At 74.4% G+C, this 15,603-nt stretch carries 14 protein-coding genes and 1 tRNA gene; 3 read left to right on the top strand and 12 right to left on the bottom strand.

Going from position 1 to position 15,603, the window contains the following annotated elements; translation table 11 throughout:
* Nucleotides 1–103: 103 nt before the first annotated feature.
* Together ITJ48_RS09490 and ITJ48_RS09495 are read left to right on the top strand one after the other, a co-directional pair.
* Complete coding sequence (locus ITJ48_RS09490; protein ID WP_194613501.1) at nt 104–4,123, top strand: Pls/PosA family non-ribosomal peptide synthetase; 4,020 nt, start codon at nt 104–106, stop codon at nt 4,121–4,123.
* Between the two features lie 50 nt (nt 4,124–4,173).
* The gene (locus ITJ48_RS09495; RefSeq protein ID WP_370544863.1) at nt 4,174–5,487 is read left to right on the top strand and encodes a M1 family metallopeptidase; all 1,314 of its coding nucleotides are present in this window, start codon (nt 4,174–4,176) and stop codon (nt 5,485–5,487) included.
* Between the two features lie 18 nt (nt 5,488–5,505).
* On the opposite strand, the gene ITJ48_RS09500 is transcribed toward ITJ48_RS09495, so the two are convergent.
* Nucleotides 5,506–6,051 (bottom strand): MarR family winged helix-turn-helix transcriptional regulator, encoded by a 546-nt coding sequence (locus tag ITJ48_RS09500; RefSeq protein ID WP_370544864.1) that lies wholly within the window; start codon nt 6,049–6,051, stop codon nt 5,506–5,508.
* Nucleotides 6,048–6,311 (bottom strand): hypothetical protein, encoded by a 264-nt coding sequence (locus tag ITJ48_RS09505; protein ID WP_194613503.1) that lies wholly within the window; start codon nt 6,309–6,311, stop codon nt 6,048–6,050. Before ITJ48_RS09505 ends, ITJ48_RS09500 begins: the two co-directional genes overlap by 4 nt.
* Before the next feature lie 116 nt (nt 6,312–6,427).
* Here ITJ48_RS09505 and ITJ48_RS09510 point away from each other — a divergent pair, with 116 nt between their 5' ends.
* The gene (locus ITJ48_RS09510; RefSeq protein ID WP_194613504.1) at nt 6,428–7,327 is read left to right on the top strand and encodes an SDR family oxidoreductase; all 900 of its coding nucleotides are present in this window, start codon (nt 6,428–6,430) and stop codon (nt 7,325–7,327) included.
* Nucleotides 7,328–7,418: 91 nt separating this feature from the next.
* On the opposite strand, the gene ITJ48_RS16200 is transcribed toward ITJ48_RS09510, so the two are convergent.
* From ITJ48_RS16200 to obgE, 10 genes are all read right to left on the bottom strand, one after another.
* Complete coding sequence (locus tag ITJ48_RS16200) at nt 7,419–8,165, bottom strand: general stress protein (protein ID WP_228506846.1); 747 nt, start codon at nt 8,163–8,165, stop codon at nt 7,419–7,421.
* A gap of 183 nt (nt 8,166–8,348) precedes the next feature.
* Nucleotides 8,349–8,424: transfer RNA gene (locus ITJ48_RS09520), tRNA-Ala, on the bottom strand.
* Between the two features lie 116 nt (nt 8,425–8,540).
* The gene (locus ITJ48_RS09525) at nt 8,541–9,248 is read right to left on the bottom strand and encodes an AAA family ATPase (RefSeq protein WP_194613505.1); all 708 of its coding nucleotides are present in this window, start codon (nt 9,246–9,248) and stop codon (nt 8,541–8,543) included.
* A gap of 68 nt (nt 9,249–9,316) precedes the next feature.
* Nucleotides 9,317–9,724 carry a ribosome silencing factor gene (gene rsfS / locus ITJ48_RS09530; RefSeq protein ID WP_194613506.1) on the bottom strand — a complete coding sequence of 136 codons (408 nt, stop codon included), beginning with the start codon at nt 9,722–9,724 and terminating at the stop codon, nt 9,317–9,319.
* Nucleotides 9,725–9,769: 45 nt separating this feature from the next.
* Complete coding sequence (locus ITJ48_RS09535; RefSeq protein ID WP_194613507.1) at nt 9,770–10,999, bottom strand: hypothetical protein; 1,230 nt, start codon at nt 10,997–10,999, stop codon at nt 9,770–9,772.
* Nucleotides 10,996–11,631 (bottom strand): nicotinate-nucleotide adenylyltransferase, encoded by a 636-nt coding sequence (gene nadD, locus ITJ48_RS09540; protein ID WP_123548624.1) that lies wholly within the window; start codon nt 11,629–11,631, stop codon nt 10,996–10,998. Before nadD ends, ITJ48_RS09535 begins: the two co-directional genes overlap by 4 nt.
* 17 nt (nt 11,632–11,648) lie before the next feature.
* Nucleotides 11,649–11,867, bottom strand: coding sequence for a hypothetical protein (locus ITJ48_RS09545; RefSeq protein WP_123548623.1), 219 nt, complete (start codon nt 11,865–11,867; stop codon nt 11,649–11,651).
* Between the two features lie 34 nt (nt 11,868–11,901).
* Nucleotides 11,902–13,182, bottom strand: coding sequence for a glutamate-5-semialdehyde dehydrogenase (locus ITJ48_RS09550; protein WP_194613508.1), 1,281 nt, complete (start codon nt 13,180–13,182; stop codon nt 11,902–11,904).
* Between the two features lie 47 nt (nt 13,183–13,229).
* Nucleotides 13,230–14,066, bottom strand: a complete 837-nt coding sequence (gene proB, locus ITJ48_RS09555) for a glutamate 5-kinase (RefSeq protein WP_194613509.1) — start codon at nt 14,064–14,066, stop codon at nt 13,230–13,232.
* A complete protein-coding gene (obgE, locus tag ITJ48_RS09560; RefSeq protein ID WP_192041263.1) occupies nt 14,063–15,598 on the bottom strand; it encodes a GTPase ObgE in 1,536 nt (511 codons plus the stop codon). Before obgE ends, proB begins: the two co-directional genes overlap by 4 nt.
* Nucleotides 15,599–15,603 lie beyond the last annotated feature (5 nt).

Raw genomic sequence — 15,603 nt, forward strand, 5'->3', positions numbered from 1 at the left:
TCCCGAGCGACCACGCCGCCCGCCGCGCGCCGCCCCACGACCGAGCAGCTCGCTCGATCGATCGGGCAGCCCTCGCCCCGAGCCCACCCGGAGAGCCCGACCGATGCCGGACACCCCCTCGTCGCCGACGCCCGACCCGTTCCCCGCCGAGACCTTCTTCCGGTCGCCGCTCGCGGCCGAGCCGCGCACCCTCGTCGACGTGCTCCGGGCGACGACGCTCGCGCACCCCGAGGCCTCGGCCCTCGAGGACGAGCGCGGGGCGCTGAGCTACCGCGAGCTCTCGGCGCAGGTCGCGACGGCGGCCGGCGTGCTCGTGGCCGCGGGCGTGCGCCGGGGCGACCGGGTCGGCGTGCGGATGCCGTCGGGCGACCGGCGCCTCCACCTCGCGATCCTGGCCGTGCTCACGGCCGGTGCGGCGTACGTGCCGGTCGACGCCGACGACCCCGAGGAACGCGCCGCGCTGGTCTTCGGCGAGGCCGACGTGGCCGGCGTCGTGGGCGCCGGCGGCGTCTACCGGACGCCCGGGCAGGCCGACCTCGAGGGCGCGGCCCTCTTCAGCGGTCGCGTCCCGCACGCCAGCACGACGACGCAGGGGGTCCCGTCGGTCGCCGCCGCCGCTCCCCGGCCCGCGGACGACGCCTGGGTCATCTTCACCTCGGGCTCGACCGGCACGCCCAAGGGCGTCGCCGCCAGCCACCGGGCGGCGTCCGCCTTCGTCGACGCCGAGGCGCGGCTGTTCCTGCAGGAGGAGCCGCTCGGGCCGGGCGACCGGGTGCTGGCCGGTCTCTCGGTCGCCTTCGACGCCTCCTGCGAGGAGATGTGGCTCGCCTGGCGCAGCGGCGCCTGCCTGGTGCCCGCGCCGCGCAGCCTGGTCCGGTCGGGGGCCGACCTCGGGCCGTGGCTCGTGACGCACGGCATCACCGTCGTCTCGACCGTGCCGACCCTCGCGGCGCTGTGGCCGGCCGAGGCGCTCGAGTCGGTCCGGCTGCTGATCTTCGGCGGCGAGGCGTTCCCGTCCGACCTCGTCGGCCGGGTCTGCGCCGACGGCCGCGAGGTCTGGAACACCTACGGGCCGACCGAGTCCACCGTCGTCGCCACGGGCGCACTGGTCGTGCCGGGCGAGCCCGTCCGCATCGGCGTGCCCCTCGACGGCTGGGACGCCGCCGTCGTGGACGAGTCCGGGCGCCCGGTCGCCGAGGGCGAGGTCGGCGAGCTGATCATCGGCGGCGCGGGCCTCGCGCGCTACCTCGACCCCGCGAAGGACGCCGAGAAGTACGCTCCGCACGAGGGGCTCGGCTGGGCCCGCGCCTACCGGAGCGGCGACCTGGTGCGCCTCGAGCGCGAGGGCCTCGTCTTCCAGGGCCGTGCCGACGACCAGGTCAAGGTCGGCGGGCGGCGCATCGAGCTGGGCGAGATCGAGTCGGCACTGCAGGCGCTGCCGGACGTCGCCGGCGCGGCGGCGGCGGTGCGGACGACCGACGCCGGCAACCAGGTGATCGTCGGCTACCTCGCCCTGGTGGCGGGCGCCTCCCTCGACCGCACGGAGGCGCTGGCCCGCCTCCGCACGGAGCTCCCTGCCGCGCTCGTCCCGCTCCTCGCCGTCGTGGACGGCGACCTGCCGACGAAGACCTCGGGCAAGATCGACCGGGAGGCGCTGCCCTGGCCCCTGCCCGAGCAAGGCGCCGCCGAGACGGGGCTGCGCGCCGACGAGGCCGTCCTCTCCGCCGACTGGCAGGCCGTGCTCGGGCTGCCCGTCGTCGACGCGGCCGCCGACTTCTTCGACCTCGGCGGCGGCTCGCTGGCCGCGGCGCAGCTCGTGGCCCGGATCCGCTCGCGCGACCCCGAGTACACGGTGGCCGAGGTCTACTCGCACCCGCGGCTCGGCTCGATGGCGGCCGACCTCGCCGCGCGGGCCGAGGAGCGAGGCGAGTCGCGCGACGACGCCGGCGCGGGCCACACGTCCGCTCGGGACGACTACCGCCGCTCAGCCCCCACGCCCCTGCGGGCGCAGTGGCTGCAGACCCTGCTCGCGCTCCCCCTGCAGACGCTCGGCGGGCTCCGCTGGCTCGTCTGGGCGCTCACCGCGTCGACGGTGCTGCGCACGGTCGACGGCTTCGAGTTCCTGCCCCGCACCTCCCCCTGGCTGCTGGCCGTCGGCCTCGTCCTGTTCGTGACGCCGCCGGGACGCATGCTGATCTCGGTCGTCGCCGCGCGCCTCCTGCTGCGGGGCGTCCAGGCCGGCGACCACCCTCGCGGCGGGAGCGTGCACCTCCGGCTCTGGGCCGCCGAGCAGGTGCAGGAGCAGGTGGCCGCGGTCGGGCTCGCCGGCGCCCCGTGGGTGAGCTACTACGCGAGGGCGCTCGGCGCACGCATCGCCCCCGACGTCGACCTGCACGCCCTGCCGCCCGTCACGGGCATGCTGCGGATCGGCCGCGGCGCGTCGATCGAGCCGGAGGTCGACCTCTCGGGCTGGTGGCTCGACGGCGACGTGCTCCGCCTCGGAGCCGTCCGGATCGGCGCGGGCAGCACCGTGGGCATGCGCAGCACCCTGCTGCCCGGCACCCGCATCGGCAAGCACGCGACGGTGGCGCCCGGCTCGGCGGTCTTCGGGCGCGTGCCGGCCGGACAGGCGTGGTCGGGCTCGCCGGCCGCCCGGAGCGGGCGCGCCAAGGCCTGGTGGCCCGCCGAGCGCCCTCCTCGCGCGACCCGGTGGCTGTGGGCCTACGGCGCCTCGTCGGTGCTGCTGTCGCTGCTGCCCGGCGTCTCGCTCGTGGCGGGCGGCCTCGTCGTCGCCGCGGGCGTCCGCGGCGCGGCGACGCTCGGCGAGGCGTGGTGGCGTGCGGTCGCCTGGGTCGTCCCCGGCACGCTCGTGGCCGGTGTCGTCGCGGCCGCGGCGGTCGTCGTGCTGGTCCGTCTGCTCGGCCTCGGCGTGGCCGAGGGGACGTGGCCGGTGCGCAGCCGCGTCGGCTGGCAGGTCTGGAGCACCGAGCGACTGCTCGACCTCGCTCGCACGTGCCTGTTCCCGATCTACTCGAGCCTCGCGACCCCGGTCTGGCTGCGCCTCCTGGGGGCCCGCGTGGGCCGGGACGTCGAGGCGTCGACGGTGCTCCTGCTGCCCGTCATGACGACCGTCCGCGACGGCGCGTTCCTCGCCGACGACACGCTCGTCGCCTCGTACGAGCTCGGCGGCGGGCACCTGCGCGTGGCCCGCGCCGAGATCGGACGCCGGGCCTTCCTCGGCAACTCGGGCATGGCGGGGCCGGGCCACCGGGTGCCGGACGACGGCCTCGTGGCCGTGCTCTCGGCGGCTCCCGCGAAGTCGCGCCCCGGCTCGTCCTGGCTCGGATCGCCGCCCGTCCGGCTGCGGCGCACTGTGGCCGCTGCCGACGAGTCGCTCACGTTCCGCCCGCCGACCCGGCTGCGGGTCGCGCGCGCCGCGTGGGAGCTCGGCCGCATCGTCCCCGTCGTCGTCACCGTGCTGCTCGGCACCTCGGTGCTCCTCGCCCTCGCCGGCCTCGCCGCCGCGTGGAGCCCGCTGCTGGCGGGGCTCGCGAGCGGACTCGTGCTGATCGCGGCCGGGCTCGTCGCCGCCGTCGTGACCACCGCCTCCAAGTGGGCCCTGATCGGCCGTGTGCGGGCCGGTGAGCAGCCGCTCTGGTCGTCGTTCGTCTGGCGCAGCGAGGTGGCCGACGTCTTCACCGAGATGCTGGCCGCGCCGTGGTTCGCCCGGGCCGCGACCGGGACCCCTGCCCTCGTGTGGTGGCTGCGCAGCCTCGGCGCCCGCATCGGCCGCGGCGTCTGGACCGACAGCTACTGGCTGCCCGAGGCCGATCTGGTCACCCTCGGCGACGGATCGACGGTCGGCCGGGGCTGCGTGGTGCAGACGCACCTGTTCCACGACCGGATCATGTCCATGGACTCCGTGACCCTCGACGCCGGCGCCGCCCTCGGCCCCCACAGCGTCGTGCTGCCGGCGGCCGTGGTCGGCAGCCACGCCACCGTCGGCCCTGCCTCCCTCGTGATGCGCGGCGAGGGCGTGCCCGTCGGCAGCCGGTGGAGCGGCAACCCGATCGGGCCGTGGCGCGAGGTCCGCCACTCCGACTACCTCGCGGCCACCTCGTGAGCGGGCCGGCCGACGGCACGGCGACCGACGAGAGCGTGTTCGATGGCACTGTGCCCGACACCTACACCCCCGGCAGCGGCGCTGACGACTTCACCGTCGCCTCCTACGACCTCGAGCTCTCGTACCGGGTCGCCACCAACCGGCTCGACGGCCGGGCGACCGTCTCGGCCGTCGCCACGGCGCCGCTGCGTCGTGCCGTGTTCGACCTCGTCGGCCTCCGCGTCTCCCGGGTGCGGGTCGACGGCCACAAGGCCCGCTTCAGCCAGAGCGCCACGAAGCTGACGGTGACGCTGCCCCAGGACGCGGAGGCGGGCGTCCGGTTCACCACCGTCGTCGACTACTCGGGCCGGCCGGCACCACGGCGCGGCCCGTGGGGCGAGGTCGGCTGGGAGGAGCTCACGGACGGGGTCATCGTCGCGGCGCAGCCGGACGGCGCCGCGACCTGGTTCCCGTGCAACGACCGCCCGGACGACAAGGCCACCTACCGCACCCGGATCGATGTCGAGCACGGCTACCACGTGGTCTGCAACGGCGACCTCGTGTCCCGTCGCTCGAGTCCCGGCAAGGTCACCTGGACCTTCGAGCAGCCGGAGCCGACCTCGAGCTACCTCGCGACGGTGCAGATCGGGCGCTACGAGTCGCGCGACCTGGCCCTCGGCACCGACGACGCGCCCCTCCGCGGCGCCCTCGTCGGCCCGCCCGACCTGCGGGCGCGGATCGACCACGACTTCGGGGCCGTGCCCGAGATGGTGCGCTGCTTCACGGCCGCCTTCGGCCCGTACCCGTTCGGCGGCTACACCGTGGTGGTGACGGCGGACGACCTCGAGATCCCGCTGGAGGCGCAGGGCGTCGCCGTCTTCGGCGCCAACCACGCCGACGGGCGCTCCGGCAGCGACCGGCTGATCGCGCACGAGCTCGCGCACCAGTGGTTCGGCAACAGCGTCGGCGTCGCCTCCTGGCGGGACATCTGGCTCAACGAGGGCTTCGCCTGCTACGCCGAGTGGCTCTGGTCGGAGTGGTCGGGCGGCACCTCGGTCGCGGCCCACGCCCGCCGCACCCACCTGCGGCTCGCCCTGCCGCCGCACGACATCACGGTGGGCGACCCCGGGCCGGACGCGATGTTCGACGACCGCGTCTACAAGCGCGGCGCCCTGACCCTCCAGGCCCTGCGGCTGACGATCGGCGACGACGCGTTCTCCGCCGTGCTGCGCGGCTGGACCGACGAGAACCGGCACGGCGCCGTGTTGACCGGCGACTTCGTGCGGCACTGCGTCCGGGTCAGCGGCCACGACGCCGGCGAGCTCGAGGCGCTCTTCGCGGCCTGGCTCCTCGAGCGCCCGCTGCCTCGCCTGCCCCGCGACTGATCGCCGCGACGGCGGGCCTCAGGCCTCGGCGGCCGCGATCAGCTTCGCCATGGTGCGGTGCAGCAGCACCAGCTCGTCACGGGTGACGTCGAGCCGGGCCATCATGCGCTCGGGGATCGATTCGGCCTGCTCGCGGAGCGCGACCCCCGCCGTCGTCAGCTCGATGCTCAGGGCGCGTTCGTCGTCCGCGCTGCGCCCGCGGGTGACCAGGCCCTGGGCCTCGAGCCGCTTCACCAGCGGCGACAGGGTGCCGGGGTCGAGCCGCAGCAGCCGGGCGAGATCGCGGAGCGCCAGCGGCCGCTGCTCCCACAGGGCGAGCATCACGAGGTACTGCGGGTGCGTGAGGCCCATCGGCTCGAGCACGGGCCGGTACGCGGAGACGACGCTGCGGGAGGCGACCGACAGCGCGAAGCAGATCTGGCTCTCGAGCGCGAGCGGGTCGACGGGCGACTGGTCGGCCTGCGACTGGTCGGCCTGCGACTGGTCGGCCTGCGACTGGTCGGCCTGCGACTGGTCGGCGGGCGGCTGGTCGACCGGCACGGAGGCGCGGGCCGCGGCGCTCACTCGCCTGCGTCCCGCGGGCAGTGCAGCATCGTGCGCGGGCCGGAGCGGTCGACGACGTGCTCGTCCATCGGGCGGCCGCAGAGCGGGCACGCGCCGCCGTGCGCGGGGGCGACGATCGGCGCCTCGTCGCGGATGCCGAGCTGTGCACCGCCGATGTAGGGGCGCAGCCGCGCGTTCATCCGCTCGACCGCGTCGCCGAACCAGCTGCCGTGCTCGTGACCGGGCTCGCGCTCGGCCCGGGAGGATCTCGTCGAAGCCATGTCGTGAGTGTACCAATGATTGGTGCCCCACACGATGGTCGAGGAGGCGGCCCGCACGTACCCCGGCAGGCCCCTGCCCTGAGCAGGCGGCCAGCCCCACGGCGTATCACGGGTTCATGACCCGCGATCAGTACACCTTCGACGACCCCCGCACCCGCTACCCCGTGATCAGCCCGGAGGTGCAGCAGCAGCCGGAGCCCGGGCTCCAGTCGCGCATGACGCCCGTCCCCGACCTCGGCGAGGACACCTACCGCGGCACCGGCCGCCTCACCGGCCGCAAGGCGCTCATCACCGGCGCCGACTCCGGGATCGGCGCGGCCGTGGCCATCGCCTTCGCCCGTGAGGGCGCGGACGTCACCCTCTCGTACCTGCCCGAAGAGGAGGAGGACGCCCGCCACGTCGTGTCGCTCGTCGAGGCGGCCGGGCAGAAGGCCGTGGCCGTCCCCGGAGACCTGACCAGCGCCTCCTTCTGTCGTGAGCTCGTGCAACGGGCCGTCGACGGCATGGGCGGGCTCGACGCGATCGTCAACGTCGCCGGCGTCCAGGTCTGGCAGGAGTCGATCGACCAGATCACGGACGAGCAGTTCGACCGCACGTTCAAGACCAACGTCTACGCGCCGTTCTGGATCATCAAGGCCGCCCTGCCGCACCTGCAGCCCGGCTCCACGATCGTCAACACGGCCTCGCTCGAGGCCTACACGCCTGCCCCCGACCGCCTCGACTACGCGACGACCAAGGGCGCCATCAACAACTTCTCGAAGGGCCTCGCGCAGCAGCTCGTCGGCAAGGGCATCCGCGTGAACGTCGTCGCCCCCGGGCCGACCTGGTCCGTGCTGCAGGTGACGCAGGGCGTCGACCCCGAGACCCTGCCCGAGTTCGGCTCGAGCGAGTCGCCGATGGGGCGCGCCGCCCAGCCCGCCGAGCAGGCTCCTGCCTACGTGTTCCTCACCAGCGCCGAGTCGAGCTTCGTCGCGGGCGAGACGCTCAACGTGAACGGCGGGATGGTCACGCCGTGAGGCGCTGAGCCGTCGGCCTCGGCCTCGGTACGTCGAAGGGCCCCGCTGGTGCGGGGCCCTTCGACGTCCGTGGTGGTTCTCGGGGTCGCTGCTAGGCGACCTTGCGCCCCTGAGCGAGCACCTGGTGCGCGCGGGCGGAGAGCTCGCCGCGCACGAGGACCTCGTAACGGCCCGCCTCCATCGTCTTCACCGAGGCGAAGTCGCGACGACCGCGTGTGGCAGCGTGGCCGACCGCACCCCAGAGGGCACCCCACAGGGCACCGGCGCCGAGGGCGATGAGAAGCACGCCGATGAACGCGACGCCCGGGGCGAAGATGCTGAAGAGCAGGCCGAGCAGGAGCCCGAACCACGCACCGCCCGCAGCGCCGCGAGCCGCAGCCTTGCCGGTGGTCAAGCGGCCCGCGACGTTCTCCACGGTGCGGATGTCGTGACCGACGATCGACACGCTCTCGACGGGGAAGCCCTCGTCGCTGAGCAGGTCGACCGCGGACTGCGCGTCCTCGTAGCGGGTGAAGGTGGCCAGCGTCTGGGGGTGGCCCTCACCGGCGAAGGCGCCGATGCCCTTGGGGCCGGGGGCGCCGGTCGTCGACGACGAGGCAGGCGCGCCCTGTTGCGGGGCGCCGTAGGGCGAGCCCTGCGGGGGCGCGCCGTACGGGGCAGCCTGAGGTGCGCCGGGAGCGACCGGCGGGTGGTCGACCGGTGCCGCAGCACCGCCCGACGGGGTCGGCGCGTACTCGCCGTACGCAGGACGGGGGCGGTCCGCACCCGTCGGCGCCCCGGAGGCGCGGGTCGCGTCGTCGTCGGGGGCGGGGGTCTGGCCGTGCTGCTCGTTGCTCATGCATGATGTCTACCGCGTCCGCCACCCGCGTGGAGCCGATGCACAGCGCACGTCCAGACCGGTGGCGCGTCCTGAGGGGGGCGACCCGCGCCTCCTGATGGTCACCCGCACTGCCGGCTGTCGTGCGAAACGAGAGATGGCCTCACCCGGAGGTGAGGCCATCCTGCGTTGCCGTCGTGCTTCTGGTGGATCTGAGGGGACTCGAACCCCTGACCCCCTGCATGCCATGCAGGTGCGCTACCAGCTGCGCCACAGACCCAGATCGTGTTGCCGTGTTGCTCGTGTTTCCGCTGCCGAAGCAACTCGTCAACCTTACTACAGAATCCGGCGGCGCAAGTACACCCGTCGCCGGGGCCCCACCGCCCCGCTCGCGCCTCAGAGGTGCCGCAGGTACCGCCCCGGCTCGTCGAGGAACGCCCGCCAGTGCTGCACGAGGTCGAGCTCGCCCCAGGTCGTCCGCTCGATGCCCCGCTCGCCGAGCTGCAGCACCGACGCGCCGGGCAGGGCTGTGAGCACCGGCGAGTGGGTCGCGCAGACGACCTGCCCGCCGGCGTCGGCGACGTCGGCCAGCGTGCCCATCAGCTGGAGGCAGGCCGTGAACGACAGGGCCGCCTCGGGCTCGTCGAGCAGGTACAGCCCTTTCTCGGCCAGCCGGACGTCGAAGGCGTGCAGGAAGCTCTCGCCGTGGCTCACGTCGTGGAAGCCCGGGTCGCCCTTCTCGTACCGCGAGAACATGTCGAGAGCCGTCTCGGACCGCAGGAACCAGCCCTTGGCCCTGCGTCCGACCATGCGGCTGCCCGTCGCGGTGCGCCCGAGCTCGAGCACGGCGCCCAGCTCGGACGGCTCGAGCTCGGACGAATACCTGCCGTGCGAGCGACCACCGCGGACGTCGGCGCCCCAGGCCTCGGCGAGGGCCTCGACGATCGTGGACTTGCCGCTGCCGTTCTCACCGACGAGGAACGTGACGGGCGCGTCGAGGGACACGCCCGTGCCGACGAGCGCGGCGACGGCCGGGACGGTGAACGGCCACTCGACCGGGTCGGCGACGAGCGCCTCCGGCACGCGGACCCGGTCGATGATCATGTCGTCAGGGTCGCACGGACCACCGACGTCACGGACGTCACCGACGTGCGGAGACGCGAGGTGCGGGCCTAGGCCTCGGAGGAGGCCGGAGCCGAGGCAGCCTCGGCGGAGGAGGCGCTCACCACGTCGAGCGGGATCGCCGGGCAGTCGCTCCACAGGCGCTCGAGCGAGTAGTACTGGCGGTCTTCGTCGTGGAAGACGTGGACGACGACGTCGCCGAAGTCGAGGAGGATCCAACGCCCCTCGGCGCGGCCTTCGCGGCGCAGGGTGCGGGCGCCGGCCTCGAGCATCTTGTCTTCGATCTCACCGGCGATCGCGACGACGTTGCGCTCGCTGCGGCCGGAGGCCAGGAGGAAGATGTCGGTGAGGGCCAGCGGCTCGGAGACGTCGAGCGCGACGAGGTCGTCGGCCTGCTTGTCGTCGGCGGCGCGGGCTGCGATCTGCAGGAGCTCGATGGCACGAGGGGTGGCTGTCACGGATTCCTTCGGGGTGGGTCGCCCCGGGACGGGACGACGGCGGCGTCAGCCGCCGAGGATGCCCGTGGCGAACCCGGCGATGACGACACCGATGATACCTGCTCCGAGGACGCCCCCGCCGATCCCCAGGATCAGGGGCAGCTTGCTGGAGGCGGGCTGGGAGGCCGCGAGGACGACCGACCGCGTCGAGGTGTGGGTGCTGATGGCCCGGCTGGCCCGGACGGGAGCCGCGTCGGTCTCGGCGCTCTCGGCGTCGCCCTGCTCGAGCAGGCGGTCGATGTCGGAGTTGTCGATGCGGGCCTGCGACCCCGTGGCGCCCAGGCTGCGGGGCAGGTCGATCGAGCCCGTGATGATGATCTCGCCGGTCGCGTTGAGCGCGCCCGTGACGTCGGCCACCTGCTGGTCGGTGAGGATGAGCGCGTTCGTCTGGCCCGTGTGGGTGCCGAGGGCACGACCGGGGGCCGTGTCGTCGTCGGGCTCGTCCGACTGGGTCGTCCAGTGGCCGACGGGCGGCACGAAGCCGCTCGGCTCGGGGACGGACGCGGGGGCGGGCTCGGCGACGGCTGCCGCTGCGGGCGACCCGGCGCTGCCGGGGGCGGCGGCCGGGTCGTCGCCGTCAGGGGTCGAGGCCGAGCCGGGCCGCGACGCGCTGAGGTCGAGGGGGAACACGGAGGGCGCGGAGGTGGGCGCGACCGCAGGCCCGGAGGACGCCGGAGTCGGCTGCCCCGTGCGGCGCGGGCCGGGCACGCGCCCGTCGTCGTCGCCGTCCGCGGCGACGCTCGGCACGACGGACGAGTCGTCGCCGACCGACTGCCGCGCGCTGGCGGGTGCGCTCTCGTCGAGCGGCGCCACGATCTCGTCCACCGTGCTGAGCGCGTCGACCAGGCGGCGACGCGGCTCGGGGCCGGGGGCCTGGAGCGGGACGGGCGCCGAGGGGCCCGTCTGCTCGGCGCGCTGGGCGCGCATCTGGCGTCGGGTCAGCCCGTCGGGACCGGCGACGGAGGCGGGAGGAGGAGTGGGCGCCGAGGCGGGGACCGGTGCGGCCGAGACCGGCGTGCCCGCAGCCTGCGGAGCCGAGGCCGGGACGAGCGTGGCGGGCACGGGCGTCGACGCGGGGGTGGATGTCGACGCCGGGGCGGCTGCGGACGCAGGCGTCGAGCCCGAGGCGGGCGCGCCTCCCGCGGTGCCCTCGGCGACGGCGCGGCCTGCCTCGCGGGCACGTTCGCGCTCGCGGATCTGGCGCCGGGTCAGCGGCTGCTCGTCGGACGTGCTCATGCGTTGCTCCGATACAGGTGGTGCTTGGAGATGTACTGGACGACCCCGTCGGGGACCAGGTACCACACCGGGAAGCCGCGGCCCACCCGAGCGCGGCAGTCGGTCGACGAGATGGCGAGGGCGGGGACTTCGAGCAAGCTTACGTCGCTCTCCGGGAGGCCGCCGACGCTGAGGTCGTGGCCCGGGCGGGTCACGGCGACGAAGTGCGCGAGGTCCCAGAGCTCTCTCACGTCTTTCCAGTCGAGGATCTGGGCGACGGCGTCGGCCCCGGTGATGAAGAAGAGCTCGGAGTCGGGACGCTGGGCCCGGATGTCGCGGAGGGTGTCGATCGTGTAGGTGGGACCGTCACGGTCGATGTCGACCCGGCTCACGGTGAACATCGGGTTGGAGGCCGTGGCCACGACCGTCATCAGGTAGCGGTGCTCGCTGTCGCTGACGCCCGACTTCATGTAGGGCTGGCCCGTGGGGACGAACAGCACCTCGTCGAGGTGGAACGACTGCGCGACCTCGCTCGCGGCGACGAGGTGGCCGTGGTGGATCGGGTCGAACGTGCCGCCCATGATGCCCACGCGGGGTCGACGACCGGTGACGAACGCCCCGGGGGTGCTCGTCGCAGGCGTCGTGCCGACCATTCTGTGGTGCCGCCGGGTCAGTGCTGCTCGGGGTGCCCGAACTCGTCGATCGGCCCGGCGTGGTGCGCCTGCGTCGACGCCTTGCGGGGCGAGCGGTTCGCGACGTCGCGGTAGCTCCACACGACGAAGCCGAGGAACAGGAAGAACAGGCCGAAGGTGGCGGCGATGACGACGGGGGGCGCGATCAGCGGCGCGAGGTCTTCGTGGGCTGCGGCCAGGAGGGCGACGTCGAGCATGGGTTCTCCGTTCCGAGGGGCGATCCCCGACAGTCTAGCCGCGCGGCCGGGCCTGGCCGCGCACCTGGCCCTGCCCTCGAACGACCCACTTCGTGCTGGTGAGCTCCGGCAGCCCCATCGGCCCCCGGGCGTGCAGCTTCTGCGTCGAGATGCCGACCTCGGCGCCGAAGCCGAACTCGCCCCCGTCGGTGAAGCGCGTCGAGGCGTTGACCATGACGACCGCGCTGTCCACCTCGTGCAGGAACCGCTCGGCGACCGCGTGGTCGTTCGTCAGGATCGACTCGGTGTGGTGCGTCGACCAGCGCGCGATGTGGGCCATCGCCTCGTCGACGTCGGCCACGACGCGCACGGCCAGGTCGAGGCTCATGTACTCGGCGGCCCAGTCGACATCCGTCGCCGGGACCGCGTCGGGGAACGTGCGCACGACGCGCTCGTCGCCGTGCACCGTCACGCCGGAGGCGCGGAGGGCGCCCAGCACCGGCGGCAGCAGGCGGTCGGCCGCGTCCGCGTGCACGAGCAGGGTCTCGAGCGCGTTGCAGACGCTCGGCCGGCTGACCTTCGCGTCGACGACGACGTCGACGGCCATCTCCTCGTCGGCGGACGCGTCGAGGAACACGTGCACCACGCCCGCCCCGGTCTCGATCACGGGGACGGTCGACTCGCGCACGACGGTCTCGATCAGCTCGGCGCTGCCGCGCGGCACGAGCACGTCGACCAGCCCGCGCGCCCGCATCAGCTCGGCGGCCCCGGCCCGGCCGTGCTCGTCGACCGTGACGACCGCGTCGGCGGGCAGTCCCGAGGCGACCAGCGCCTCCTGCACGACGTCGACGAGGACCTGATTCGTCTCGCGCGCCGCGCTGCCGCCCCGCAGCACCGCCGCGTTGCCGCTCTTGAGCGCGAGCGCGGCGATGTCGACCGTCACGTTCGGGCGGGCCTCGTAGATGACCCCGACGACGCCGAACGGCACGCGGACCTGGTCGAGCCGCAGGCCGTTGGGCAGCACCCGGCCCCGGAGGCTCTCGCCGACGGGATCGACGAGGCCGGCGACGAGCCGCACGGCGTCGGCGAGCGCCTCCAGCCGCACCGCGTCGAGGCGCAGGCGGTCGCGCAGGGCCTCGCCGACCCCCTCGTCGAGCGCCCGCGCCAGGTCGAGCTCGTTCGCGGCCACGATGCGCGGTCCCTCGGCGACGAGGGCGGCGGCCACGGCGTGCAGCGCGGTGTCCTTCTCAGCGGCGGTGAGGGTCGCGAGACGGACGGACGCCGCCTTCGCGGCACGCAGGGTCTCGGTGAACGACGGGGCGACGACGGACGACATCCCCGGAGCCTACGGCGACGGGCTCTGCCGTCGCATCTGCGGCGCCGTCAGCTGCGGGGAGCCGCGGCGAAGAACGTGCCGACGGCAGAGCCGGCCAGGGCCGCGGCGACGTTCGCCGCCGACGTGACGAGCACGGGCGTGCCGGCCGCGGCCGCGTAGCGCGCGGCGGCCACCTTGGTGCCTGCTCCCCCGGTGCCGACGCCTGCCGCGCCCGCGTCGCCGAAGGTCACCCCGGCGAGGTCGTCGCCCTGGGGCACGTCGTCGATGCGCACGGCGCCCGGCTCGTGCGGCGGGCGCGTGTACAGCGCGTCGACGTCGCTGAGCAGCACCAGCACGTCCGCGCCGATCAGCTCGGAGACGAGGGCGGCGAGGCGGTCGTTGTCGCCGAAGCGGATCTCCTGGGTCGCGACCGTGTCGTTCTCGTTGACGATCGGCAGGATGCCGAGCTCCAGGAGGCGCCCCATCGCCCGCTGCGCGTTGCTGCGCGGCGTCGGGTCGGCCATGTCGCCGGCCGTGAGCAGCACCTGTCCCGCGACGATGTCGTGGCGGCGGAGGCTCTGCTGGTACCGGAAGATGAGCACGTTCTGGCCCACCGCCGCGGCGGCCTGCTGCGTCGCGAGGTCGGTCGGCCGTGAGTCGAGCCGCAGGTGCGGCATCCCGGTCGCGATCGCGCCCGACGAGACGAGCACCACCTCGGCGCCGCGGGCGTGGGCGCCGGCCAGGGCGTCGACGAGCGGCTCGATCTGGTGCGCTGCGGCACCGCTGATCGACGACGACCCCACCTTGACGACGATGCGCCGGGCACGGGCGATGTCGCCCCGGGCCGCGACGACCGTGTCGTCGCCGGCGTGCGGCAGGGCCTCGACGGGGCCGTCGGTGCTCATTCCTGCTCGTCGCCCTCCTTGACGAGGAAGCCCTCGTCGTCGGTCCAGAGGCCCGCAGCACGTTCGCGCTGCAGCTCGGCCCGGGCCTCGGCCTTCGCGTCCATGCGCTCGAAGTAGTCCTCGCGGCGCTGGTTGCGGGTCGGGCGGTCGTTCTTGATCAGGCGCGGGTCCGTGCCGCGGGCCGAGGTCATCAGCTCGGCGGTCGAGGTCAGCGTCGGCTCCCAGTCGAAGACGATGCCGCCCTCGGGGCCGATGACGACGGTCGAGCCGGCCTGTGCACCCGCCTTGAACAGGGCGTCCTCGATGCCGATGGCGTTGAGCCGGTCGGCGAGGTAGCCCACCGCCTCCTCGTTGTTGAACTGGGTCTGCACGACCCAGCGCTCGGGCTTCTGGCCGAGGATGCGGTACACGTTGCCGTACGTGCCGCCCTCGACCTTGATGACGAACGGCTTCTCGTTGACCGCGCGGGGGCGCATGACCAGACGAGGAGGCGCGGGCCGGGCCGCGATCTCGGCGCGGCTCTGCTCGACGACCTCGGCGAGGGCGAAGGAGAGGTTGCGGAGGCCCTCGTGGCTGACGGCCGAGATCTCGAAGACGCGGTAGCCGCGGGCCTCGAGCTCGGGCGTGACGAAGTCGGCCAGCTCACGGCCGTCGGGGACGTCGACCTTGTTCAGCGCGATCAGCTGGGGGCGCTCGAGCAGGGGCGTCTGCCCCTCGGGCACCGGGTACGCCTCGAGCTCGCGGCGGATGATCTCGAGGTCGGTCAGCGGGTCGCGGCCGGGCTCGAGCGTGGCGCAGTCGAGCACGTGCAGCAGGGCCGAGCAGCGCTCGACGTGGCGCAGGAACTCGAGCCCGAGGCCCTTGCCCTCGCTCGCGCCCTCGATCAGGCCGGGCACGTCGGCGACCGTGTAGCGGGTCTCGCCCGACTCGACGACGCCGAGGTTCGGGTGCAGGGTCGTGAAGGGGTAGTCGGCGATCTTGGGCTTCGCGGCCGAGAGGGCGGCGACGAGGCTCGACTTGCCGGCCGAGGGGTAGCCGACGAGCGCGATGTCGGCGACGACCTTGAGCTCGAGCAGCACGTCGCCCTGCCAGCCGGGCGTGCCCAGCAGCGCGAAGCCCGGGGCCTTGCGCTTGGTCGACGAGAGCGCGGCGTTGCCGAGCCCGCCGATGCCGGCCTCGGCGATGACGTAGCGCATGCCGTGCTCGGTCATGTCGACGAGCTCGTCGCCGTCGACGGTCTTGACGACCGTGCCGAGCGGGACCGCGAGCTCGAGCTCCTGGCCCTGGGTGCCGCTGCGGTGGTCGCCCATGCCGGGGCCGCCGTTGTCGCTCGAGCGGTGCGGCGCGCGGTGGAACCCGAGCAGCGTGGTCACGCCGGCGTCGGCGACGAGCACGATGTCGCCGCCGTTGCCGCCGTTGCCGCCGTCGGGGCCGGCGAGGGGCTTGAACTTCTCGCGCTTGACGGAGACGCAGCCGTTGCCCCCGTTGCCTGCTCGCAGGTGGAGGGTCACGTGGTCGACGAATGTGGCCATGTATC

The organism is Frigoribacterium sp. VKM Ac-2530 (assembly GCF_015350835.1).
Lineage (GTDB): Bacteria > Actinomycetota > Actinomycetes > Actinomycetales > Microbacteriaceae > Frigoribacterium.